Source organism: Methylorubrum thiocyanatum (assembly GCA_014138645.1).
GTDB lineage: Bacteria > Pseudomonadota > Alphaproteobacteria > Rhizobiales > Beijerinckiaceae > Methylobacterium > Methylobacterium thiocyanatum.
On record JACJIB010000009.1, the window covers coordinates 156,481 to 178,219 of the forward strand.

General features: G+C 72.3%; 23 protein-coding genes and 1 riboswitch. Of the genes, 11 read left to right on the forward strand and 12 right to left on the reverse strand.

The window, feature by feature from the left end:
- Nucleotides 1-38 precede the first annotated feature (38 nt).
- From HNR51_RS22840 to HNR51_RS22875, 8 genes are all read right to left on the reverse strand, one after another.
- Nucleotides 39-1,133: a catalase family protein gene (locus tag HNR51_RS22840; protein ID WP_182556452.1), complete on the reverse strand. Its 1,095-nt coding sequence runs from the start codon at nucleotides 1,131-1,133 to the stop codon at nucleotides 39-41.
- Nucleotides 1,134-1,220: 87 nt separating this feature from the next.
- Nucleotides 1,221-2,501, reverse strand: coding sequence for a BatD family protein (locus HNR51_RS22845; protein ID WP_182556453.1), 1,281 nt, complete (start codon nucleotides 2,499-2,501; stop codon nucleotides 1,221-1,223).
- Entirely contained in the window at nucleotides 2,495-3,433 is a 939-nt protein-coding gene (locus HNR51_RS22850) for a tetratricopeptide repeat protein (RefSeq protein ID WP_182556454.1), read from the reverse strand. The genes HNR51_RS22845 and HNR51_RS22850 overlap by 7 nt, the downstream gene beginning before the upstream one ends.
- Complete coding sequence (locus tag HNR51_RS22855; protein WP_012452726.1) at nucleotides 3,433-4,356, reverse strand: VWA domain-containing protein; 924 nt, start codon at nucleotides 4,354-4,356, stop codon at nucleotides 3,433-3,435. The genes HNR51_RS22850 and HNR51_RS22855 overlap by 1 nt, the downstream gene beginning before the upstream one ends.
- A 13-nt stretch (nucleotides 4,357-4,369) precedes the next feature.
- Entirely contained in the window at nucleotides 4,370-5,389 is a 1,020-nt protein-coding gene (locus HNR51_RS22860; protein ID WP_182556455.1) for a VWA domain-containing protein, read from the reverse strand.
- A 5-nt stretch (nucleotides 5,390-5,394) separates the two neighbouring features.
- A complete protein-coding gene (locus HNR51_RS22865; protein ID WP_152275908.1) occupies nucleotides 5,395-5,850 on the reverse strand; it encodes a DUF4381 family protein in 456 nt (151 codons plus the stop codon).
- Nucleotides 5,851-5,985: 135 nt separating this feature from the next.
- Nucleotides 5,986-6,918, reverse strand: coding sequence for a DUF58 domain-containing protein (locus tag HNR51_RS22870; RefSeq protein ID WP_182556456.1), 933 nt, complete (start codon nucleotides 6,916-6,918; stop codon nucleotides 5,986-5,988).
- A 5-nt stretch (nucleotides 6,919-6,923) separates the two neighbouring features.
- Entirely contained in the window at nucleotides 6,924-7,919 is a 996-nt protein-coding gene (locus tag HNR51_RS22875; RefSeq protein ID WP_182556457.1) for an AAA family ATPase, read from the reverse strand.
- 323 nt (nucleotides 7,920-8,242) lie between these two features.
- Between HNR51_RS22875 and HNR51_RS22880 the strand changes: the two genes are divergently transcribed.
- From HNR51_RS22880 to HNR51_RS22895, 4 genes are all read left to right on the forward strand, one after another.
- Nucleotides 8,243-8,959 (forward strand): MgtC/SapB family protein, encoded by a 717-nt coding sequence (locus tag HNR51_RS22880; protein WP_041371865.1) that lies wholly within the window; start codon nucleotides 8,243-8,245, stop codon nucleotides 8,957-8,959.
- A gap of 56 nt (nucleotides 8,960-9,015) precedes the next feature.
- Complete coding sequence (locus HNR51_RS22885) at nucleotides 9,016-9,294, forward strand: AbrB/MazE/SpoVT family DNA-binding domain-containing protein (protein ID WP_182556458.1); 279 nt, start codon at nucleotides 9,016-9,018, stop codon at nucleotides 9,292-9,294.
- Nucleotides 9,294-9,665 (forward strand): type II toxin-antitoxin system PemK/MazF family toxin, encoded by a 372-nt coding sequence (locus HNR51_RS22890; RefSeq protein WP_182556459.1) that lies wholly within the window; start codon nucleotides 9,294-9,296, stop codon nucleotides 9,663-9,665. Before HNR51_RS22885 ends, HNR51_RS22890 begins: the two co-directional genes overlap by 1 nt.
- Nucleotides 9,666-9,741: 76 nt before the next feature.
- Nucleotides 9,742-10,428, forward strand: a complete 687-nt coding sequence (locus HNR51_RS22895; protein WP_182556460.1) for an SDR family NAD(P)-dependent oxidoreductase — start codon at nucleotides 9,742-9,744, stop codon at nucleotides 10,426-10,428.
- 4 nt (nucleotides 10,429-10,432) lie between these two features.
- Here HNR51_RS22895 and HNR51_RS22900 read toward each other — a convergent pair whose 3' ends face one another.
- Entirely contained in the window at nucleotides 10,433-10,804 is a 372-nt protein-coding gene (locus HNR51_RS22900) for a hypothetical protein (RefSeq protein WP_012452717.1), read from the reverse strand.
- A 310-nt stretch (nucleotides 10,805-11,114) separates the two neighbouring features.
- Here HNR51_RS22900 and HNR51_RS22905 point away from each other — a divergent pair, with 310 nt between their 5' ends.
- Complete coding sequence (locus HNR51_RS22905; protein WP_182556461.1) at nucleotides 11,115-11,975, forward strand: C40 family peptidase; 861 nt, start codon at nucleotides 11,115-11,117, stop codon at nucleotides 11,973-11,975.
- 5 nt (nucleotides 11,976-11,980) lie between these two features.
- Here HNR51_RS22905 and HNR51_RS22910 read toward each other — a convergent pair whose 3' ends face one another.
- Complete coding sequence (locus HNR51_RS22910; protein WP_182556462.1) at nucleotides 11,981-13,144, reverse strand: aminotransferase class I/II-fold pyridoxal phosphate-dependent enzyme; 1,164 nt, start codon at nucleotides 13,142-13,144, stop codon at nucleotides 11,981-11,983.
- A gap of 110 nt (nucleotides 13,145-13,254) precedes the next feature.
- Here HNR51_RS22910 and HNR51_RS22915 point away from each other — a divergent pair, with 110 nt between their 5' ends.
- From HNR51_RS22915 to HNR51_RS22940, 6 genes are all read left to right on the forward strand, one after another.
- The gene (locus HNR51_RS22915; protein WP_182556463.1) at nucleotides 13,255-13,485 is read left to right on the forward strand and encodes a hypothetical protein; all 231 of its coding nucleotides are present in this window, start codon (nucleotides 13,255-13,257) and stop codon (nucleotides 13,483-13,485) included.
- Between the two features lie 59 nt (nucleotides 13,486-13,544).
- Nucleotides 13,545-13,646, forward strand: a riboswitch (glycine riboswitch).
- A 147-nt stretch (nucleotides 13,647-13,793) separates the two neighbouring features.
- Nucleotides 13,794-14,972, forward strand: a complete 1,179-nt coding sequence (gcvT, locus tag HNR51_RS22920; protein ID WP_182556464.1) for a glycine cleavage system aminomethyltransferase GcvT — start codon at nucleotides 13,794-13,796, stop codon at nucleotides 14,970-14,972.
- A 27-nt stretch (nucleotides 14,973-14,999) separates the two neighbouring features.
- Nucleotides 15,000-15,362, forward strand: a complete 363-nt coding sequence (gene gcvH / locus HNR51_RS22925; protein WP_012452712.1) for a glycine cleavage system protein GcvH — start codon at nucleotides 15,000-15,002, stop codon at nucleotides 15,360-15,362.
- Between the two features lie 74 nt (nucleotides 15,363-15,436).
- Complete coding sequence (gene gcvP, locus HNR51_RS22930; protein ID WP_182556465.1) at nucleotides 15,437-18,283, forward strand: aminomethyl-transferring glycine dehydrogenase; 2,847 nt, start codon at nucleotides 15,437-15,439, stop codon at nucleotides 18,281-18,283.
- 188 nt (nucleotides 18,284-18,471) lie between these two features.
- Complete coding sequence (locus HNR51_RS22935) at nucleotides 18,472-19,728, forward strand: adenosylmethionine--8-amino-7-oxononanoate transaminase (protein ID WP_182556466.1); 1,257 nt, start codon at nucleotides 18,472-18,474, stop codon at nucleotides 19,726-19,728.
- Between the two features lie 158 nt (nucleotides 19,729-19,886).
- Nucleotides 19,887-20,285, forward strand: a complete 399-nt coding sequence (locus HNR51_RS22940; protein WP_012452709.1) for a response regulator — start codon at nucleotides 19,887-19,889, stop codon at nucleotides 20,283-20,285.
- Here the strand turns inward: HNR51_RS22940 and HNR51_RS22945 are convergent.
- On the reverse strand, nucleotides 20,260-21,207 hold the full coding sequence (locus HNR51_RS22945) for an NAD-dependent epimerase/dehydratase family protein (RefSeq protein ID WP_182556467.1): 948 nt from the start codon (nucleotides 21,205-21,207) through the stop codon (nucleotides 20,260-20,262). The two genes, HNR51_RS22940 and HNR51_RS22945, sit on opposite strands and share 26 nt — an antisense overlap.
- A complete protein-coding gene (locus HNR51_RS22950) occupies nucleotides 21,204-21,737 on the reverse strand; it encodes a dTDP-4-dehydrorhamnose 3,5-epimerase family protein (protein ID WP_182556468.1) in 534 nt (177 codons plus the stop codon). Before HNR51_RS22950 ends, HNR51_RS22945 begins: the two co-directional genes overlap by 4 nt.
- Between the last annotated feature and the right edge of the window lie 2 nt (nucleotides 21,738-21,739).

Below are 21,739 nucleotides of genomic sequence, written 5' to 3' on the forward strand. Positions count from 1 at the left end.
CCTCCCCGCGGGGGAGGCGGACAGCGGGCTTCGGCCGGCTACGCGCCCGAGGGGCCGCGTCCGCCGGGCTCGTGGATCGGGCAGCCGTTACGCTCCGCGCGAAAGCGGGCGGAAGCGGGATAGGCGGCCCGGCGCGCCCGCATGATCGCGCCGAGCGGCCGGTGCGCGGCAAGCGCGTGCCAGGGATTGAAGGCCAAGCCCTCGTCGATCGCCCGCACCGCGTCCTCGCTCCACGCCGCCTGCCGCGGCACCCTGAGCCGGGCCACGGCGACATAGGGGCTCTCGTCCTCCGGCCAGGGCTTCGAGGCATCCTCGACCGGCATCGTCTCCTCGTCCGTGCGCAGTTGCGCCCGCAGCTCCCACACGGCCTCGTGCTCGGCGAAAAAGGCGGTGACCGCCTCGCGCAGGCCGTCGGGCCGTCCATTGACGTTGAGGCTCGCCCCCGTCAGCGCGGTCAGTTCGGGCGAGACCGGCGCCACCGCGACCTTGGCGACGTAGGCGCCCCAGCGCAGCGGCACTTGGCTGTAGAAGGTCTCGCCGAGAAGATGCGTCTCGGGGTGGCCGCCCAGCGAGATCAGGGTGGGGCTCTTCGTGCCGATGCTTTCGAGCGCCGATTCGACTCCGCGCAGCACGGCGGAGAACGCCTTCTTGAACACCTGCGGCGTGTCGGTGGTGGCCGCCAGCAGCTTCAGGCTCTTGAGGAAGGCCGCGTCGTCCGCAGCCGTGAAGGCTGGGGCGTTGGCCATCACGAAATCCTGCGTCGTCCCCTCGCTGCCATCCAGCCGCTCGCCCTCGACGCCGACGATCTTCAGCGCGAGGCCGCGCGGGGTCGAGACGCTGTCATCGAGGATGTCGCCGGGATTGGTGGAGAAGCGAAGCAACGCCTCGTAGGAGCCGGGCCGCTCGAACAAGCCCTGCGCCAGTTCGGGCGGCAGCCCGTCGAGCACGTCGAGCCGTCCGGTCAGGAGGCCGTGCGCCTTGGCATGGACGCCCCGCACCGCCCGGCCGTAATCGCCGAGCGTGGTCTCCTGGATCTTCGCGAAGGTCGCCAGCATCTGCGCGTGGATTGCGGCCTCGTCCGTGCGCGGCTGCTCGACGGAGGGGTGGTAGGGGATCGGGGTCGCTGCGCTCACGTCCGGCCTCGCGGTGGGTCCGCCGGCTCGGACGGAGCCGGTCTCACACCAAACCGGGTCCGGTCGAAGCCGTTCAGCGGTGCCCGGTCACGCTTGCGCGACCGGTCCGTCGAGCGGCGCGAGGCGGGGTTCGGGGGCGAGGGCCGCCGTGGGGCCCGGTCTCCGGGGCCGGCTGAGCCGGCGGGCGAGGTCCGGCAGATCGAGCTGCCGTTCCGCCGTCGCGGAGGGGCCGAAAACCCGCCGGTCGAGAGCGGCGAGGTCGCGCGCCAGATCCGGCTCCGCCTGCCAGAGGGCGGTCAGCTCGGGTTGCGCCTGCGCGGCGCGGGCAAGGATCGCGCGGACGGCCGCCGCGTCGCCCGAGGCTGCGGCGAGGCGCAGGCGACGGGCCTGTCCGCGGTCGAGCCGCAGGCGGCCGGGACCGGTACGGAAGCCGATCAGCGCGAGGCCGAGGCCGAAGGCGGCGAGCGTTGCCGCGGCCAGCGCGGGCCAGGAGGCGGGGCCCGTCGCCTTGAGATCCTCCTCCCGGTCGGCGAGGCCGCCGCCGATCTGGCGGGCGGGGATTTCGGCCTCGCGCAGGGTGCGGGTCAGCGTGTCGAACCAGGGGATCTTGATCGCGTCGAGCGGGATCACCTCGGGCACGCCCTTCTTGATGTCCCACTGGTAGGTCGCCCGCGCTACCGGGCCGGAGGGCGTGATGATGGTCTCGCGCTTCACCGGGCCGGCGAAGGTGATGATGCCGCGGGTGCGCATGACGGGGCGCGGCGGCAGGCCCTCGGCGAGCATGCCCTGCGCTTCGAGGGTCACGATCCGGCGGGCGGTGTCGCCCAGGTTCAGCGTCTCGGGATCGGGATCCCAGGAATCGGTGATCGCCACGTCCCGCGCCGGCAGCCACCACGGCTCCGCCGCATCGGGGCCGCCGCTCGGCCCGGTCCAGGCCGCCACGGGGAACGGAATCGGCTCCGAGCGCACGTCGATCTGCTTGCGCTCGCCGTTGTCGTTGATGGTGAGGCGGTGGATGAACGGGTCGATGGTGAAGGTCCCCGTATGCTGGGGGAACACCGCGATGGTGCGCTCGAATTCCAGTGCCATCTGCCCGTCCGGCATCCGGGTGCGACCCCAATGGTCGCGGCCGAGCTGCGTCCAGGAGAAGTTGACGAGCGCGGGCTGGCGCACCTCCTCCAGGAGGACCTGCGTGCGGTAGACCCCGCGCAGGCGCAGCAGCACCATCTCGCGGGCATAGGGCTGCGTCCCGTTGGGGAGATCGGGCGTCACCGTGAGGGTGAGGTCGCCGGGCTCGACGGCGCGGGCCGGGACGGCGAAGGCCAGCAGGATCAGGAGCGTGCTGAGGATCGTGCGAGCGGTTACCACGGGTTGCTCCCTCCCGGGATGGCGGTGCCGGCCTCGATGCGCCGGGCCTGCTCGGCCTTGAGGCGCAGCTTCAGGTAACGGCCGGGCTCGTCCGGCAGGGTCTGGAGCCAGAGCCGGTCGGGATGGATCTCGTGCGCCTCGAAGCTCTTGGTCACCCGCCGCGCCTCGCGCTCGGGCGCGGCGGCGACCATGGCCGAACCGGCGCCCTGGCGCCCGCGGCCGGCGGCGTCGCTCGCCGAGCCGCGGGCCTGCCCCTTGCCGGAATCGATCGCCTGCTGCTCCGCCTTGCCGCGCCGTGCCACCGGGCTGGTGCCGGGCAGGGAGGCGGAGGAACTCGCCTCCTTGTTGCCGGCCAGACCCTCGCCGCTGGAGGTCGAGCGGATGTCGTCGTTCTGGTCCTGGTTGGCGGTGTTGTTGTAGCGGGCGCCGTACTGGGCCGAGGCGTTGGCGATGCCGCCGCCCTTGCCGCGGTCGATCTCCTCTTCCAGTGCCTTGGCGATCAGCGAGCGGTTGGCCTGCGCGTCGGCGTCGCGCGGGTTGTAGGTCAGCGCCTCGTCGTAGGCGTCGAGCGCGCCCTTGAGGTCGCCGGAGCGCGCGAGCGCGTTGCCGAGATTGTAGGCGCCGCGCTTCCCCTGAGCCCGGAACAGCGGGATCGCCTCGTCGTAGCGTCCGGCCTCGTAGAGGGCGGCGGCGCGCCAGGCGGGAGCCTCGAATACGTTCACGGCGGCGCCGGGAAAGCCGGTCGCCATCAGGAGGCGGCCGAGGCTGGTGCGCGGGTCCGCGATCAGGAGCAGGCCGACGATGCCGATGCCCGCCAGCGCGAGCCCGGCGAGGCGCGCGAGCCTGCGCCAATGCCGGGGAAAGGCGACGGGCAGGGTCCGCCGCAGCGGCGTCGAGCGCAGGAAGGCGCGCGGGGGGAAGGGCGCCGTCATCACGCGCTCCGGCGGAACAGGAGGAGGGCCGGCAGGAGCGCCAGCAGCAGCAGCCAGCGGCCGAAATCGGCGAAGGCGAGCACGCCGTAGCCGCCCGCGGCGAGGTGCTGGGCGGTCGAGGCGCCGACCCGGTCGAGCACCGCCTGCGCGCCGTCGATGTCGGCGGCCCTTCCCCCGCCGGTACCGGCAAGCCGGTCGAGGCCGGCCCGGTCGGGGCGCGGCGCGCCGGGCGGCAGCGCCTTGGCGGCGGGCACGAACAGGGCGTGGAGCTGCCAGCCCTTCTCGCGGATCGCCGCGGCCTCGCGCTCGGCGGCCTGCCCGATCCCGTCGCCGTCCGAGATCAGCACCACGTCGGCGGCGACGACGTTGGCCTCGGCGAGCGTGCGGCGGGCGAGCGCCAGCCCGCGCTCCGGGTGGCTGCCCCGGTCGGGCACGGTGTCGGCGTCCAGTGCGAACAACGTCGTGGCGAGGCTCTCCCGGTCGTTGGTCGGCGAGAGGGCGGTGTAGGCATCGCCCGCATAGACGATCAGCGCCAGCGAGCGCGTGCCCGCGGCCTCCGCCACCGCCTGGGCCGCCTGCCGCGCCTCCTTGAAGCGCCCGCCCTCGGTCACTGAGCGCGACAGGTCGAGCACGATCACCGTGGCATCGAGGTTGCGGAAGGTCGCGGCCTCCGGACGCTCGACCGCCGGGCCGGTGAGCGCGAGCGCCAGGATGCCGGCGGCGAGCGCGGCGGCGAGGTTGGCCTGCCGGCGGCCGCCGAGCACCGCCCCGCGGCGGGCGAACAGGGCCATCAGGTGGGGATCGACCGCCTTGCCCCAGTCGCCGAGGGGCGCCGAGCGCCACGCCGCGCGCAGCGCCAGCAGGGCCACCACGGGAATCGCCAGGAACCAGAGCGGGCGCAGGAGGGTGAGGGACTCGATCATGCGATGGTCCCGCTCAAGTTCTGCGCCGCGTCGCGAGGAGCCCGCAGGCGCAGAGGAAGGCGAGCGCCGCCGGCCAGGGCCAGAGGTCGCGCCGCAGGGGCAGCGGCGGCGCCTTGGCGCGCCCGCCTTCCAATTCGTCGATGGCGGCGGCGACGTTTTCGAGGTCGTCGGTGGTCTTCACCCGGAACGCTCGGCCGCCGCTGGTGTCGGCCATGGCGCGCAGGGTCTCGACATCGACCACGTCCTGCTCGTTGTTGGGGTTGTCGGCCATGTCGATCGGCCCGAGCGCGATGGTGTAGACCCGCACGCCGAGATCCTTGGCCAGGGCCGCGACGTCCTTGGGCGCGGTCTGGCCGGCATTGTTGGCGCCGTCGGAGAGCAGCACCACGACCTTGTCGCGGGAGGGGGGCGGGCCGCCGCCCTCGGCATCCGCGATCTGGGCCGGCGCGAGCCGCTTCAGGGCGAGGCCGAGGCCGTCGCCGATGCCGGTGGAGCGCCCGACGAGGCCGATGGTCGCCTCCTCCAGGGTGCGGGCCACGGCCGCCGTATCGAAGGTGGGGGCGGCGGCGACGTAGGCCTGATCGGCGAACTCGACGAGGCCGATCCGGTCGCCCGCCCGGCGGCGGATGAACTCGGCGCCCACGCGCTTGACCGCCGCGAGCCGGCTGACGGTCTCGCCGTCGAGCGAGAAGTCCTTGCGCTCCATGCTGCCCGAAAGGTCGAGGGCGAGCACGATCTCGCGGGCCGAAGCCGGCAGCGCGAGGGCGGGCAGGACGAGGCGGGGCCCGGCGAGCGCGACGACGAGCGCCACCCACAGCGTCCCGATCAGCCACAGGCGCCGCCGGCCGCGGGCGGCGACGGTGTCGGCGCGCTCGGCCGCGCCGACGAGGGAGGGCGGGACGCGCAGCGCACCGCTGCCGCCCTCGCGCTCCGGCGGGATCAGCCGGGCGGCGAGCGGCAGGGGCAGGAGCAGGAGCGCGAGCGGCGTCGCGAAGTCGAAGGCGGAGAGAAGGGCCGTGAACCAGGCGGGCATCGGGGTCAGGCCCGGATCTGTGAGAGCAGGCGGCCGAGGCCGGTATCGATGGCGGCCGGATCGATGGAATCGGGCCGCCGGTAGAGGTCGTCGGCGAAGGCGCGGCCGGGACCGGAGCGGAAGAAGTCGGTGGCGAAGGTGGCGTCGAGGGTCGCCGCCCAGGCGGGTCCGCGGCTGCGCGCCGCCTCCTCGCCCTTCAGCGTGCGCACCACCCGCCGCAGCAGACGGGCCTGGGCGACGCGGCGGGCTTCCGGTTCCAGGCGGGCGGCGAGTGCCAGCTCCCGCAGGGCGGCGCGCCGCACCGACACGGCGCGGCGGGCCCGCACGAGGCGGATCAGGCCGACGAGCAGCGCGAGGCCGAAGCCGAGGGCCAACGCCGCCACCATTTCCGGCTGCACCGCGCTGGTGCCGCCGGTCGGGAGGTGCAGGCCGCGCAGGGTGGAGAGATCGGGGGCGTTCATGGCTGCCGCGCCCGCTCTCCTCCCCCTTGCGGGGAGGAGTTGGAGGTGAGGGGGGCGCAGGATGGGGTGAAGCGGTGCCGTCTGCACCACCCCCACCCCTGGACCCTCCCCACAGGGGGGAGGGGAGAGCGTGCCTCACAGCACCGCATCGAGCCGCTCCATCAGGGGCGCGTAACTCTCCGGCCCGGCCTCGACGTCGATGCGCAGCCCCTCGATGCCGCAGGCGTGGAGGCGGGCGAGGCGCGGATCGACCGTGTCGTCGGCGGGGGGCGCCCCGCGGCGGGCCTGGACGGTGCCGCGGTGCCCGTCCGGCAGGGCGTAGGGGTAGAGGCCGGCGGGGCGGGTGCGCTCGAAGGCGTCGCTGACCAGCAGCAGGCGGATCGAGAGCCGCTCGGCGAGCGCGGTGATCAGACTTTCGAAATCCGGCCCCGGCGCATCGAGTGCGCTCGCCACGACGAGATGGCCGCCGGAAGGCAGCAGAGAGCGGGCGAGCGACAGGGTGTCGGTAAGCGGCGGGTCGCTCGTGCTTTGGCGCGCGAGGGCCTCGGCATGGGCATGGGCGAGGGCGCCGGTCACCGCCGTCATCGCCCGCTCGCCGCCGGCCGGGCGCACCACCGCGGGCTCGCCCGCGCCCGCGGCGATCAGGCCGATGCGCCCGCCATCGCCGACGATGCGCCAGCCCAGCAGCGCCAGCGCCTCCGCCGCCGCGACCGAGCGCAGCGCCCGGCGGGTGCCGAACAGCATCGAGGGCCGGAAGTCGGCGAGCAGCACCACGGCGCGGTCGCGCTCGTCGTGGTGGGTGCGCACGTGCAATTCGCCGGTGCGGGCGGTGGCGTTGCGGTCGATGAAGCGGCGGTCGTCGCCCTCGGACCAGGGCCGCACGTCGTCCGGCTCCGAGCCGCGCCCGCGCTTTCGCGTGACGATGCCGCCGGGCAGGCCGGCGATGGTGCGCGTTGCAGGCGAGACGCCGCGTCGCGCCAGATGGCGCAGGCTCATCAGCCCGGCACCGGAGAGATGGATGCCGGGGGCGTCGGTCGGGTCGCTCGCGGGCGCCGCGGTGGCGGTCATGGCGGCTACAGCGCCCGTGTCCGCTCGACCAGCCCACCGATGATGCCCCGCGTGGTGCGCCCCTCCGCCGCCGCGCGCCAGGTCAGGCCGATGCGGTGGGAGAGAGCGTCGGCGGCCAATTCCGCGATGTCCTCGGGCACGACGTGGTCGCGGCCGTGCAGGTAGGCCCGCGCCTTGCCGGCGACCATCAGGGCGAGCGTGCCGCGGGGCGAGGCCGGGTGCTCGATCGCCGCGCGCAGCTCCGGCGCCACGCTGTCGCCGCGGGTGCCGGCCACGAGCCGCACCAGATAATCCTTGAGCGCGGGCGAGACGTAGGTGGCGAGTGCGGCCTCGCGGGCGGCGATCACCTCGGCGACCGAAAGCTTCACCGGCATCGCCTCGGCGTGGTGGTTCAACTCGCCCTCGACGAGATCGAGGATGCGGCGCTCGGAGGCCTCGTCGGGCATCTCCACGACGACGTGGAGCAGGAAACGGTCGAGCTGCGCCTCCGGCAGCGGGAAGGTGCCCGCATGCTCGATAGGGTTCTGGGTGGCCACCACCATGAACGGATCGGGCAGACGGTGGGTATGGCCGGAGACGGTGATCTGCCCCTCGGCCATCGCCTCGAGCAGCGCCGACTGCACCTTGGGGGGGGCGCGGTTCACCTCGTCCACGAGGATCAGCGAGTGGAACAGGGGGCCGGGCAGGAACTCGAAGGTGCCGGCATCCTGGCGCCAGACGGTGGTGCCGGTGAGGTCGGCCGGCATCAGGTCGGGCGTGCACTGAACGCGGGCGAAGGAGCCGTCGAGCCCGTCCGACAGGCGCTTGACCGCGCGGGTCTTGGCGAGGCCCGGCGCGCCCTCGATCAGCAGGTGGCCGCCGGTCAGGAGGCCGATCAGCAGGCGCTCGACCAGCTTGTCGGCGCCGATCAGCCCGTGGGCGAGGCCGTCGCGAAGTTGAAGGATGCGGTCGCGGACGGGGGTCGTCTCCGCCGCGGGCCGGGCGAGGGCCTCGACGCTCATCGCCGCGCCTCTACCGGCACGCGTCCCAGCACGCTTGCCGGCACCGCCTGCGCCGGTCGAGCCTCGGCCGTCGTCGCAGGAGAAAAATCCTGCCGCATGCGCGTCTCCTCGTCGTGGGTTCTTCTTATAGGTCCCACAATCCTGCCGGTTTGCCCGCTGCCCGGTCGCCGCGTCAATCCCGCGCCGGGATGCTTGCCCTGGGCAAATTGACCGCATTCGGCTGATGCGCGCCCGGATCAGTGAAGTTTCGTCACGCAAGCGTCATGCTCGTGCGACAGCGAACGGCACGCCTGCGAGACCGAGATGCTGTCGAAACGGTTATGATGCCCGGCCCCTTTCCCTTTCCCACGCCCGAAGCCCTCAATTCCGGGATCAGCCTCGCGGTGGCCTTCGCTCTCGGCACGCTGATCGGCGTCGAGCGGCAGTACCGGCAGCGCAGCGCGGGTCTGCGCACCGCCGTGCTGGTGGCCATCGGCGCCGCCGCCTTCGTCGATCTCGGCATGCGGCTGACCGGCGGCGAGGGGGCGACCCGCGTCGTCGCCTACGTCGTCTCCGGCATCGGCTTCCTCGGCGCGGGCGTGATCATGAAGGAGGGCATGAATGTGCGCGGCCTCAACACCGCCGCGACCCTCTGGTGCTCGGCCGCCGTCGGCGCCTTCTCCGGGGCGGACCTGCCGCTGGAGGCCTGTTTCGTCACCATCGCGGTGCTTGCCGGCAACACGCTGCTGCGCCCGCTCGTCAACCTGATCGACCGCATTCCGATCGACGAAAGCGCCACGGAGGCGACCTACGCGGTGCAGGTGACCGTGCCGGCCGAGAAGGCCGGTCTCGCCCGCGACCTGCTGGTCGAGCGGCTGGAGGCAGCCGACTATCCCGTCGGCGCGACGGAGGTGGAGGAGCGCGGCGAGACCAGCGTGGACGTCATCGCCACGCTCACCGCGACGACGGTCCATTCCAAGGATCTCGACGCTGTCGTGGCCGATCTGGAGAAGCGGCCCGAGGTGCGCCACGCGACATGGTCGGTGCAGACGGGGGATTGACGCGGCTCGCACACCGCCGAAATGTGCTACATGAGTAGCACTCGGCAGGTGAGGCCATGGCCACCATCGTAAAAGTGCGACGCCAGGGCGGCGCGCGCATCGTCACTCTGCCTTCCGCGCTGTTGGCGCGGATCGGGGCGGATGCCGGCACGTCTCTGGCTCTCGACGTCAAGGGCGGGGCGATCGTCGCCAAGCCGGTCGCTGACGCTCCGGCTCCCCGTCGGCGGCGTTACATGCTGTCGGAGCTTCTCGTCGGAGCGGAGCACCTTCCGGATCTCTACCGTAGTGTCGAGGGCGCTCTCGATGGCGATCCGGTCGGGAACGAGATCGGCTGATGGGACCGCGGCCCCGTATTCCGAAGCGAGGGGACATCTATTCGATCAACCCGAACCCCGTCGCTGGCAGGGAAATGCGCGATCGGCATTACTGGCTCGTTCTGAGCCCGGAGGCCGTCAACGTGCATGGCGTTGCGATTACCGTGGTGATCGCGACTGTTGCGGCGGGAGCCCGCGCGGCGGGGCTTGCGGTTCCGATCTCCGCAGAGGGTGTGACGGGGGTGGCGATCTGCACGCAATTGCGCAGCTTCGATCTGCGTGCCCGTATCGCCAACGGTAGCGCATCGTTTGCGGGGACGGCCGACATCAAAACGGTCGAGGATGTCGCCGCGCGCGTCGCCGATCTGTTGGATCCTCAGCCCGAGGTTTGAAACGGGACATACGTCATCCTGAAAGAGACGTGAGGCTGCCGTCCTTCGGACATCGCTCAAGCACGCACGAGCCGCCATGACCCACCCGCAAAGACACGCCCTGATCGTCGGCGCCTCCCGCGGCATCGGTCTGGGCCTCGTCGAAACCTTCCTGGAGCGTGGCTGGAAGGTCACGGCGACGCGGCGGGGGGCCGCCCCCGGGCTCGAACGGCTGGAGGTCCAGGGCGTGCGGGTCGAGACGGTGGACATCGACGACGACGCATCCGTTGCCGCCCTGCGGGAGCGGTTGGCGCGCGAACGATTCGATCTCGTCTTCGTCGTGGCCGGGGTGCTCATCGAATCGGACAAGCCGCTCCCCGCCGTGCCGCGGGCGGTCCATGCGCAGGTCTACCTCACCAATGCGGTGAGCCCGATCCTGTTCGCCGACGCCTTCGCCGACCGGCTGGCGCCCGGCGGCACGCTCGCCTTCATGTCCTCGGGGCTCGGCAGCGTCGGCCTCAACACCGAGGGCGGCTGGGAGAACTACCGGGCGAGCAAGGCGGCGCTCAACACCAATGCCCGGAGCTTCGCCGCCCGCCATGCGGCCCGCGACTTCGGCATTCTGCTGCTGCATCCGGGCTGGGTCGCCACCGACATGGGCGGCGCGGGGGCCGACCTCGACGTGGCGACGAGCGCGGCCGGGCTGGCGGCTGTGATTGAGGCGAGGGCCGGGCAGACGGACCTCGCCTTTCTCGATTACCGGGGCGAGACCCTGCCCTGGTGAGATCTTAGCGGCGCGGGTCGAGGGGCCGGCTGCGGCGCTCGATCACCACCGTCGGGCGGCTGCGGCGCTCGACGATCACCGCCCGCGGCGGGGCGCGGTTCGGGCTCGTCGCCGCGAGGATGCGCTGTTCCTGCGGGCGATGCGCGGGCCGCGCCGCCGCAGCCTTGGCGGCGGCGACCACGTGGGGACGCACCTCGTCCGCGCTCAGGCCGATCAGCCCGCAGGCGATCTCGACCTGCTGCTCGACGTCGTCGGCCAGATCCTGGGCGGCGGCGACCGCCTCGGCCACGGTCGGCGGCTCGCGCCGCACCCGGATCGGGGGCAGATCCTGGAAGCTCTTGGGGGTCTTTTTCACGGCACGACTCGCGGTCTTCATGCACCGATCATAGGACGGCCCGTCCGCTTTGTGCATTGCACACAAATCGGACGTGACGGACCGCCGGCCGCATGGCTGCCGGGCGGACGCCCCGCTCGTCGAGCATGCAGGATGCGCGCCGATCCGGATCACCGCCAGCACATTCGTTGACGGGGCTTTGGCGGCGGACCTGACGCGCGACGGTCAAAGTGTCGCGGCGGCGCAGCAAACGGCGTGGGCGCCGCCACGGCCGATCGAGGGCTTGCGAAAAGCGCGGGCGGCGGCGTCACCGTCCCGAATCCCGCCCCGATCCTGCGGCAGGCAGGCCACGATGCCCGATTCGAGCGATCCCCGTCTCACCCCGGCCCGGCCCGATCTCGCCGACATCCGCCTGAAGGGCGTCGTCGCGGCGGAGCGCTACGTCGCGGGCGAGCCGGCCAGGGTCGTCGTGCCCTCCACCCCCCTGCGCCGCGCCCCCCGTGCCGAGGCGGGCCTCGACACCGAGGCGGTGATGGGCGACGCGGTGACGGTGTTCGAGAGCCGCGATCGCTTCGCCTGGGTGCAGATCGCCCGCGACGGCTATGTCGGCTACCTGCCGGAAGGGGCGCTCGGGCGCGTCGATCCGGCGCCGACCCATCGCGTCGCCGCCCTGCGCACCTTCGTCTACCCGGCGCCCGACCTGAAGCGGCCGCACCTCGCCCATCTGAGCCTCGGCGCGGCCTTCGCCGCCGAGGCACGCGAGGGTGAGTACTGGCGCCTCGCACGGGGCGGCTACGTCTACGCCGGCCATGCCGTACCCCTCGGCACGGCCGAGCCAGATTTCGCGGCGACCGCCGAGCGCCTCGTCGGCACGCCCTATCTGTGGGGGGGGCGCACCAGCCTCGGCCTCGACTGCTCGGGCCTCGTCCAACTCTGCCTGGAGATGGCGGGGCGCGTCTGCCCGCGGGACGCCGACCAGCAGGAGCGGGCGCTGGGCACCGCGCTCCCGCCGGGGCTCGACGGCCTGCAGCGCGGCGACCTCGTGTTCTGGAGGGGCCATGTCGGGCTGATGCTCGACGCCGACCGGCTGATCCACGCCAACGGCCACCACATGGCGGTGGCGGTCGAGCCACTGCGCGAGGCGGTCGAGCGCATCGCCGTCAAGAGTTTCGGCGCCGTCACCTCGATCCGGCGGCTCGATCCGTCCGCCTGACGGGGTCAGGCGGCGCGCAGGCTGTCCGGTGCCAACTCGGCCAGCGCTTCGGCCAAGGCATCGACCTGCGCCGCATCGTGGGCGGCCGAGAAGGCGACCCGCAGGCGGGCGGTGCCCGGCGCCACCGTCGGAGGGCGGATCGCGACGACGAGGAAGCCGCGGGCCTCCAGCGCCGCCGAGAGGGCGAGTGCGGACTCCGCCTCGCCGACGAGCACCGGTACGATCGGGCTCGTCGCCTCGGGCAGGCCGAGCCGCGCGGTGAAGCGACGGGCCAGCATCAGCGGCCGGGCGGCATGTTCGGGCTCGGCCTCGACGATCTCCAGCGCCTTGAGCGCCGCCGCGGCGGAGGCCGGCGGCAGGCCGGTGGTGTAGACGAGGCTGCGCGCCCGGCTGGTGAGCAGATCGATCACCGCCCGCGAGGCGCAGAGATAGCCGCCGTAGGAGCCGAGCGTCTTCGACAGCGTTCCCATTTCCAGCGGCGCCCGCTGGCCGGGCTCGACCACGCCGAGGCCGTGGGCGTCGTCCACCAGCGTCCAGGCGTCGTACGCGCCGGCCAGCGCCAGGATCTCGGGGAGCGGCGCCCGGTCGCCGTCCATGCTGAACACCCGCTCGGTGAGGATCAGCGCCCGCCGCGCCGCGCCGCGCTGTTCGGCGAGCAGGGCGCGCAGCTGCGCGACGTCGTTGTGGGCGAAGCGCAGCGTCAGGGCGCCTGACATCCTCGCCCCCGCGAACAGGCAGGAATGACCGAGATCGTCGATCAGGATCAGGTCGCCCTGGCCGACCAGGGCCGGCGCGATTCCGAGATTGGCGAGGTAGCCGGAGCCGAAGACCAAGGCCGCCTCCTTGCCCTTGTGCCGGGCGAGCCGCTCCTCAAGGGCCGCGAGCGGGGGCGAATTGCCGGTGACCAGCCGCGAGGCCCCCGCGCCCGCGCCGTAGCGGCGGAGCGCGTCCGAGGCTGCCGCGATCACCCGCGGATCGTGGGCGAGACCGAGATAATCGTTGCAGGAGAACGACACGAGCCGGCGGCCGCCCCGCTCCGCCGCCGCCTCGGGGCCGCGGGCCGTGACCGCCAGCCGGCGGCGCAGGGCGGCGGCTTCCAGGCCGGCGAGTTTTTCCGCAGCGAAGGCGTCGAGGCTGTTCGAGGGGTTCGGCGAGAGGTTCGGAGCCATGGAGCCTGAAGGCGTCGGCCCTCAGGGGGATGTCAAGTCGGCGGCCGCAGGAGAGGGGCGAACCCGGCGCGTGGCGGCGCGTTGCTCAAGGCTTGCTGGAACACTCTGACATGCCGCGCCGCCTCCTGATCGCCCTCCTGCTGCTGGCCGGTCTCGGTCTGCTCGCAAGCCCGGTACCGGCGTTCGCCGGCCCGGCGCAATCCTACCTGTTCGGCGAGCAGCGCTTTCGCAATGCCTGCCGCCCCCCGCTGAAATACGCCGCCGGGGCCTGTGTCCGCCGCTGCCCGGCGGGCTTCGAGAGCTTCCGCGGCTATTGCCGGCAGCGCAACATGATGCGCTGATCGTCACCGCGGTCGGCTTGCGCGCCGTCGGGCAAAGTGCGAGCCTTCCGGCGTCCGATACAGACGATACGGGAGAGCCCAGACCACCCGGCAGGGCGGTCATGGCGCCGACGGAGCAACCACCCCCGGAAACTCTCAGGCACAATCACCGTATCGTTGGACAATCTGGAGAGAGGCGCCGTCCGGCGTCCACCGAAGGAGAAACCTTGCTCAGCCGCTGAGTGAGGGAAGCTCTCAGGTAAGCGCGACAGATGGGGGCAACTTGCCAGCCGGCCGGCGGGCAAGATCCGACTGTCGTGGAGCGCCCGATGAGCCTGCAAGCCGCTGGGGCCGTGAGCCCTGCCGCCCCCGTTCCCGCCGATTCCCTCGCGCAGACGCCGCTGCACGCGCTCCACCTGCGCCTCGGCGCCAGGATGGTGCCGTTCGCGGGCTACGCGATGCCGTTGCAGTACACCGCCGGGCTCCTGAAGGAGCACGGGCACACGCGGGCCGCCGCCGGCTTCTTCGACGTGTCGCATATGGGCCAGATCGCGGTGACGCCCCGCTCCGGCGATGCGGCGGAGGCGGCCGGCGCGCTGGAGGCGCTGATCCCCATCGACATTCGCGGCCTCGGCGTCGGGCGCCAGCGCTACGGCTTCCTCACGGACGAGGCCGGCGGCATCCTCGACGACCTGATGGTGGCGCGCCTGCCCGACCGGTTCCACGTGGTCGTCAACGCCGCCAACAAGGCTGCCGATCTCGCGCGCATCCGGGCGCATTGCCCCGAGAGCATCGACGTGGCGCTCGTGCCGGATGCGCTGATCGCGCTCCAGGGACCGAAGGCCGCGGAGGTGCTCGCGCGCCTCGCCCCCGAAACCGCGGCGATGCGCTTCATGGATGTGCGCAGGGTGGCGATCCTCGGCACGGCCTGCCTCGTCAGCCGTTCCGGCTATACCGGCGAGGACGGGTTCGAGATCGCCGTGCCGGCCGAGGCCGCCGAGGCGGTGGCCGAGGCCCTGCTGGCCTCGCCCGAGGTCCTGCCCATCGGCCTCGGCGCCCGCGACTCCCTGCGCCTCGAAGCCGGGCTGCCGCTGCACGGCGCCGATATCGACCCCGGCACGAGCCCGGTCGAGGCCAGCCTCGCCTGGGCGATCTCGCCCGCGCGCCGCAGCGGCGGGGCCCGTCCGGGCGGGTTCCCCGGTGCGGAACGGATCCTGGCCGAGATGCAGGCCGGTCCCGCCCGCCGCCGCGTCGGCCTGCGGCCCGAGGGCCGGGCGCCGGTGCGGGCGGAGGCCCCGCTCTTTGCCGCCGAGGCCGGGGGCGAGCCGGTCGGCCGTGTCACCTCCGGCGGCTTCGGTCCGAGCCTCGGCGCCCCCGTCGCCATGGGGCTCCTGCCGACGGGGCTCGCGGCCCCCGGCACCCGCGTCTTCGCGGATGTGCGCGGCCAGCGTCTCCCGCTCCTCGTTTCCCCGCTCCCCTTCGTCCCGGCCGGCTTCAAGCGCGGCTGATTTCCCCTCGTGTCAGGAGTTCGAACCATGCTGCGTTTCACCGACGAGCACGAATGGCTGCGCCTGGACGGCGACGTCGCCACGGTCGGCATCACGGCGCATGCCGCCGAACAGCTCGGCGATCTCGTCTTCGTCGAGCTTCCCAAGGTCGGGGTGAAGCTCACCAAGGGCGAGGCGGCGGCGGTCGTCGAGTCCGTCAAGGCGGCCTCCGACGTCTACGCGCCGCTCTCCGGCGAAGTCACCGAGGTCAACGAGGCGGCCTTGTCCGATCCGGCCTCGGTCGGCGCCGATCCGCAGGGGGCGGGCTGGCTCTACCGGCTCAAGCTCGACGACGTCTCCGCCATGGACGCGCTCATGGACGAGGCGGCCTACGCGGACTTCGCGAAGTAACGCAGGTGGTTAGCCCTCTTCCCTCGGCGGGAGAGGGCGTCCCGGCGGCAATCCTTTCGCCCGAGAGGCACCCCATGAAATACGATCGCCACGATCCCTTCGATTTCGCCGCCCGCCGTCATATCGGGCCGAAACTCTCCGAGATTGATCAGATGCTGGAGACGGTCGGCGCCAAGTCGCTGCACGCGCTGATCGACGAGACCTTGCCCCCCGACATCCGGCAGGCCGAGTACATCGATTTCGGGGTCTCGCTCACCGAGCGCCGCTCGCTGGAGAAGCTGCGCGCCACCGCCGACAAGAACCGGCTGCTCGTCTCGCTGATCGGGCAGGGCTACCACGGCACGACGATGCCGCCGGCGATCCAGCGCAACATCTTCGAGAACCCGGCCTGGTACACCGCCTACTCGCCCTACCAGCCGGAGATCAGCCAGGGCCGGCTGGAGGCGCTGCTCAACTTCCAGACCCTGGTCTGCGATCTGACCGCGCTCGACGTCGCCAACGCCTCGCTCCTCGACGAGGCGACGGCCGCGGCGGAGGCGATGGGCATGGCCAAGCGCGTGGCGAAGTCGGATCGCAACGCCTTCTTCGTCGATCGCGACTGCCTGCCCCAGACCATCGCCGTGCTGAAGACCCGCGCCGCGCCGCTCGGCTGGGAGGTCGTCGTCGGCGATCCCTTCCAGGATCTCGACCCGTCCACCGTGTTCGGCGCCCTGTTCCAGTATCCGGGCGTGAACGGCGCGGTTCACGACTTTTCCGACCTGATCGCCGCGCTCCACGCGGCCGGGGCGCTCGGCATCGTCGCCGCCGACCCGCTGGCCCTGATCCTGCTGAAGGCGCCGGGCGAGATGGGCGCCGACATCGCGGTGGGCTCGATGCAGCGCTACGGCGTGCCGATGGGCTATGGCGGTCCGCACGCCGCCTACATGGCGACCCGCGACGCCCACAAGCGGGCGCTGCCGGGCCGCATCGTCGGCGTCTCGGTCGATGCCCGCGGCAACCGTTCCTACCGCCTCGCGCTCCAGACCCGCGAGCAGCATATCCGCCGCGAGAAGGCGACCTCGAACATCTGCACCAGCCAGGTGCTGCTCGCGGTGATCGCCTCGATGTTCGCAGTCTATCACGGACCCGCCGGCCTCAAGGCGATCGCCCGGCGGGTCCATCGCGACGCCGTCCGCCTCGCCGAGGGGCTGGAAACGCTCGGCTTCACGGTCGAGCCCGCGCATTTCTTCGACACGATCACCGTGCGGGTCGGCCCCTTCCAGGGCGTGATCCTGAAGAGCGCCGTCGAGAACGGGGTGAACCTGCGCAAAATCGGCACGGACCGCATCGGCATCACCGTCGATCAGCGCACCCGGCCCGACATCGTGCAGGCGGTGTGGCGCGCCTTCGGCGGCACCGATCTGGCCTACGACGAGGCCTACCCGGAGCCGCGCCTGCCGAAGGCGCTGGAGCGGACCTCGGAGTACCTGACCCACCCGATCTTCCACATGAACCGGGCCGAGAGCGAGATGACGCGCTACATGCGCCGGCTCAGCGACCGCGATCTGGCGCTCGACCGGGCGATGATCCCCCTCGGCTCCTGCACGATGAAGCTCAACGCCACCGCCGAGATGCTGCCGATCTCCTGGCCGGAATTTTCGGAATTGCATCCCTTCGTGCCGGTGGATCAGGCGCTCGGTTACAAGGAGCTCATCGACGACCTCTCGCAGAAACTCTGCGCGATCACCGGCTACGACGCGATCTCGATGCAGCCGAATTCCGGCGCGCAGGGCGAGTATGCGGGGCTTCTCGCCATCCGCGGCTATCACCTGTCCCGGGGCGAGGGGCACCGCACGGTCTGCCTGATCCCGTCTTCGGCGCACGGCACCAATCCGGCCTCGGCGCAGATGTGCGGCATGAGCGTCGTCGTCGTCGGGGCCGACGCCCACGGCAACATCGACGTCGAGGATTTCTCGAAGAAGGCCGAGCAGCACGCGGACAAGCTCGCGGCCTGCATGATCACCTATCCCTCGACCCACGGTGTGTTCGAGGCGCGGGTGCGCGAACTCTGCGACATCGTCCACCGGCATGGCGGTCAGGTCTATCTCGACGGGGCGAACCTCAACGCCCTGGTCGGGCTGGCGCGGCCCGGCGACATCGGCGCCGATGTCAGCCACCTCAACCTGCACAAGACCTTCTGCATCCCGCATGGCGGCGGCGGGCCGGGCATGGGTCCGATCGGCGTCAAGGCGCATCTGATCCCGTTCCTGCCCTCCGATCCGCGGACGGGCGAGGCCGGCGCGGTCTCGGCCGCCGCCTTCGGCTCGGCCTCGATCCTGCCGATCTCGTGGAGCTACTGCCTGATGATGGGCGGGCGCGGCCTGACCCAGGCGACGCGGGTGGCGATCCTCAACGCCAACTACATCGCTGCACGCCTCTCGGGCGCCTATCCGATCCTCTATGCCGGCCGTGCGGGCCGCGTCGCGCACGAATGCATCGTCGATGTCCGCCCGTTCCAGAAGAGCGCGGGCGTCACCGTCGAGGACATCGCCAAGCGCCTGATCGATTGCGGCTTCCACCCGCCGACCATGAGCTGGCCGGTGGCGGGCACGCTGATGATCGAGCCGACGGAATCGGAGACCAAGGCCGAGATCGACCGCTTCTGCGACGCCATGCTGGCGATCCGGGAAGAGATCCGGGCGATCGAGGAGGGGCGGATGGATCGGGCGAACAACCCGCTCAAGAACGCGCCGCACACGGTGCAGGACCTGATCGGCACCTGGGAGCGGCCCTATTCGCGGGAGGCGGCCTGCTTCCCGTCGGGCTCCTTGCGCATGGACAAGTACTGGCCGCCGGTGAACCGGGTCGACAACGCCTACGGCGACCGCAATCTCGTCTGCTCCTGCCCGCCGCCGGAAGCCTATGGCGAGGCGGCGGAGTAGGGGCTGTATGAAACACCCTCCCCCCTCTGCGGGGGAGGGTGCCCGCGGAGCGGGCGGGAGAGGGGAGCGACGGTTCCGGATCGTGCGGAGCCGGCCCCTCACCCGACCCCTTCGGGGCCACCCGCTCCCGCGGAGGGGAGAGGGCAGGACGGTTTGACTCGCTGGCGCCCACCCCCCATCCCCCGCGCATGACCGCGCTCACATCCCAGAAACTCTGGCGCCCATACACCCAGATGAAAACCGCAGCGCCGCCGCTGGAGGCGATCGCCACGCGGGGCACGCGGATCACGCTCAAGGGCGGGCGGGAGCTGATCGACGGCATCGCCTCGTGGTGGACGGCGGTGCACGGCTACAATCACCCGCACATCGCGGCGACCATGGCCGACCAGCTGATGCGCATGCCGCATGTCATGTTCGGCGGGCTCACCCATGCCCCGGCCGAGCGGCTGGGCGCACGCCTCGCCGCGCTGCTGCCGGGCGATCTCAACCACGTCTTCTTCACCGATTCCGGCTCGGTCGCCGTCGAGGTCGCCCTGAAGATGGCGGTGCAGCTCTGGCTCAACCGCGGCGAGACCGGCCGCACGCGGGTGCTCGCCTTCCGCGGCGGCTATCACGGCGACACGATGGGCGCGATGTCGGCCTGCGACCCCGAGGAGGGGATGCACCGCCGCTTCGGCGCCTACCTGCCGAGCCAGGTGTTCTGCGACCTGCCGCGAACGGCCGAGGCGGAAGCCGCGCTCGACGCGGCGCTCGCAAGCCACCGCCACGAGCTCGCGGCGGTGATCGTCGAGCCGCTGGTGCAGGGGGCGGGCGGGATGCTGACCCATCCGCCGGAGGTCCTCGCCACGGTCGCCCGCCTCGCCCGCCGCCACGGCCTCCCGCTCATCGCCGACGAGATCTTCACCGGGTTCGGCCGCACGGGCACGATGTTCGCCTGCGAGCAGGCGGGCATCGTGCCCGACATCCTCTGCCTGTCAAAGGCGCTGACCGGCGGCACGATGGCACTCGCCGCCACCGTCGCGACGACGGAGATCTTTTCCGCCTTCTGGTCCGACGATTCCGCGGCGGCGCTGATGCACGGCCCGACCTTCATGGCGAACCCGCTCGCCTGCGCGGCGGCCAATGCCGGCCTCGACCTGTTCGAGACCGAGCCGCGCCTGGATCAGGCCCGCGCCATCGCCGCGCGCCTCGCCGACGGCCTCGCGCCCCTCGACCGGCTGCCCGGCGTACGGGCGGTCCGCGTGCTCGGCGCCATCGGCGCGGTGCAGTTCGCGGGCGCCCCCGATCTCGCCGACCTCAAGCGCCGCTTCGTCGAGCGCGGTGTCTGGGTGCGTCCCTTTGGCGACATCGTCTACCTCACCCCGGCCCTCCCCATCGAGACCGGCGACCTCGATCGCCTCATCCGGGCGGTGACGACCGTCGTGACCGAGACGGCAAGGGATTGACCCCGCGCAGGGCTCAAGGGAGCCTGCAACCCGCAGCGGGGTTTCTCGTTGGACCATCGCAGCAACGCAGCGCTTCCCGGCACGGGAAACGGCCAAGTCTGCGAAACACTTGGCTGCGAAACACTTGGGTCGCTTGAGGCAATCGGGGAGAGCTAAAGGTGGCGAGTGAAACCGAGACGACGAACCCGGAAGCCGACCGTCCCGTCATCCTCCTCGTCGAGGACGAGGCCTTGACCATCATGGATCTCGGCGATGTGCTGGAGGAAGGCGGCTACGATACCCTGCAATGCGCTTCCGCCGAGCGGGCGCTCTCGATCCTCCAGGCCCGGCCGGACATCTGCGGTCTCGTGACCGATGTGCAGCTCTCCGGCCGCGTCGACGGCTTCGAGCTGGCGAGTTCCGTGGCGCAGGCGCGACCGAACCTGCCGATCCTGATCGTGTCCGGCCGTGCCTCGCCGGATCCCGAGCGGATGCCGGAGGGCGCTCAGTTCATCGCCCGGCCCTGCGCGGGCGAGGATATCCTGGCGCGGCTCAAGGGCCTGATGCCCCATTGCTGAGCGCGGCGCGCCACGACGCCACCGTCTCCGCCAAGCCGCGTTTCAGGTCGTAGCGGGGACAAAAACCGACCTCGTCGGCCAGACGGCGGATATCGGCCTCGATGCAGGCCGGTTCCGCCGGACCGAGCGGCCGGGCGCCGAAATCGATCAGGTCCGGGCGGCCGGTGCGCGCGCCGATCTCTTCGAGAATGCTTCGGACCGACACCGCCGCGCCCGAGCCGATATTCACGGCGCCTTCGACGGGGGCGTCGAGGAGGGCGGAAAAAGCCGCGCCTGCATCGGCGATGTGCAGGAAGTCGCGCCGCTGCCGGCCCTCGCTGGTGGCGAGACGCTGACCCGCGAGCAACGCCCGCGCCGCATCGCCGACGAGCCGGCCCGGCGTCTCGCCGGGGCCGTAGAGATAGAACAGCCGCCCCCAGGCCAGCGACAGGCCGGCGCTGGCGGCGTAGGGCGCGAGGATCCGGTGCAAGCCGTCCTTGGCGGCACCGTAGAGGGTTGCGGGGTCGCAGGGCGCCGATTCCGGCAGGTGACCCGTGCCGGCCGCCGTCGCCTCGCCGAGCCGGGCGATCGTCGTCCAGTCGTACTCGGCGCACGTCCCCGCCACGACCGCACGGCGGCCGCCCGCTTCGCGGAATGCCCGCACGAGGTCGAGGCTCGCCGCGGTCCAGTCGAGATTGTCCGGCGCCTGCCAGTAGCGGCCGGGCGTGGTGACCCAGGCGAGATGGAGGAGGTGGCTCGCGCCGGCCCGCTGCACCGCGGCCCGGCGCTGGCCCGGATCGAGCAGGTCGGCGGCGTGGAAGGCGTGGGCGCCCTCCGGCTCCGTGCGGCCGGCGGCGTGGATCTCGAAGCCGCGGGCGGCGAGCGCCGGGATCGCGTGGCGGCCGACGAAGCCGGCCCCGCCGGTGACGAGAACCCGCTTCACCGTCCCGCCCAATCGGGAAAGGCGCGGTCGCGGTCCGAGATCACGCTCACCGGCTCGGGCCAAGTGAGAGCGAAGGCGGGGTCGTCCCAGCGCACGCCGTCGGCGGCGGAGGCCACGAAGGGAAGGTCGATCATGTAGAGGATCTCGGCGTCGTCGCTCAGCGTCTGGAAGCCGTGGGCGAGGCCTGCCGGGATGTAGAGGGCATGGCGGTTGGCGGCCGAGAGCGTCACGGCCGCGGTGCGGCGATAGGTCGGCGAGTCGGGCCGCAGGTCGATCACCGCGTCGTGGATCGCCCCGGCGGTGCAACGCACGAGCTTCGTCTCGGCATGGGGCGCCCTCGAGAAATGCATCCCGCGCACGGTGCCGCGGCGATGGTTGAACGACACGCTCGACTGCGCGAAGCGCCCGACCAGCCCGCGCGCGGTGAACGTCTCCGCGCAATGGGTGCGGGCGAAGAAGCCGCGTTCGTCGGCGTGGGGCTCGGGCGCGACGCGGAACAGGCCCGGCAGCGCGAGTTCCTCGAAGATCATCG

Excerpts from the sequence above, each read along its gene's own strand:
- HNR51_RS22850 (WP_182556454.1), bottom strand. The coding sequence starts at position 3,433 with ATGACGGCGCCCTTCCCCCCGCGCGCCTTCCTGCGCTCGACGCCGCTG.
- HNR51_RS22890 (WP_182556459.1), top strand. The coding sequence starts at position 9,294 with ATGGGACCGCGGCCCCGTATTCCGAAGCGAGGGGACATCTATTCGATC.
- HNR51_RS22915 (WP_182556463.1), top strand. The coding sequence starts at position 13,255 with ATGCCGCGCCGCCTCCTGATCGCCCTCCTGCTGCTGGCCGGTCTCGGT.
- HNR51_RS22875 (WP_182556457.1), bottom strand. The coding sequence starts at position 7,919 with ATGAGCGTCGAGGCCCTCGCCCGGCCCGCGGCGGAGACGACCCCCGTC.
- HNR51_RS22870 (WP_182556456.1), bottom strand. The coding sequence starts at position 6,918 with ATGACCGCCACCGCGGCGCCCGCGAGCGACCCGACCGACGCCCCCGGC.
- HNR51_RS22935 (WP_182556466.1), top strand. The coding sequence starts at position 18,472 with ATGACCGCGCTCACATCCCAGAAACTCTGGCGCCCATACACCCAGATG.
- HNR51_RS22860 (WP_182556455.1), bottom strand. The coding sequence starts at position 5,389 with ATGCCCGCCTGGTTCACGGCCCTTCTCTCCGCCTTCGACTTCGCGACG.
- gcvH (WP_012452712.1), top strand. The coding sequence starts at position 15,000 with ATGCTGCGTTTCACCGACGAGCACGAATGGCTGCGCCTGGACGGCGAC.
- HNR51_RS22900 (WP_012452717.1), bottom strand. The coding sequence starts at position 10,804 with ATGAAGACCGCGAGTCGTGCCGTGAAAAAGACCCCCAAGAGCTTCCAG.
- HNR51_RS22895 (WP_182556460.1), top strand. The coding sequence starts at position 9,742 with ATGACCCACCCGCAAAGACACGCCCTGATCGTCGGCGCCTCCCGCGGC.
- HNR51_RS22950 (WP_182556468.1), bottom strand. The coding sequence starts at position 21,737 with ATGATCTTCGAGGAACTCGCGCTGCCGGGCCTGTTCCGCGTCGCGCCC.
- HNR51_RS22910 (WP_182556462.1), bottom strand. The coding sequence starts at position 13,144 with ATGGCTCCGAACCTCTCGCCGAACCCCTCGAACAGCCTCGACGCCTTC.
- HNR51_RS22865 (WP_152275908.1), bottom strand. The coding sequence starts at position 5,850 with ATGAACGCCCCCGATCTCTCCACCCTGCGCGGCCTGCACCTCCCGACC.
- HNR51_RS22880 (WP_041371865.1), top strand. The coding sequence starts at position 8,243 with ATGCCCGGCCCCTTTCCCTTTCCCACGCCCGAAGCCCTCAATTCCGGG.
- HNR51_RS22905 (WP_182556461.1), top strand. The coding sequence starts at position 11,115 with ATGCCCGATTCGAGCGATCCCCGTCTCACCCCGGCCCGGCCCGATCTC.
- HNR51_RS22885 (WP_182556458.1), top strand. The coding sequence starts at position 9,016 with ATGGCCACCATCGTAAAAGTGCGACGCCAGGGCGGCGCGCGCATCGTC.
- HNR51_RS22855 (WP_012452726.1), bottom strand. The coding sequence starts at position 4,356 with ATGATCGAGTCCCTCACCCTCCTGCGCCCGCTCTGGTTCCTGGCGATT.
- gcvT (WP_182556464.1), top strand. The coding sequence starts at position 13,794 with ATGAGCCTGCAAGCCGCTGGGGCCGTGAGCCCTGCCGCCCCCGTTCCC.
- gcvP (WP_182556465.1), top strand. The coding sequence starts at position 15,437 with ATGAAATACGATCGCCACGATCCCTTCGATTTCGCCGCCCGCCGTCAT.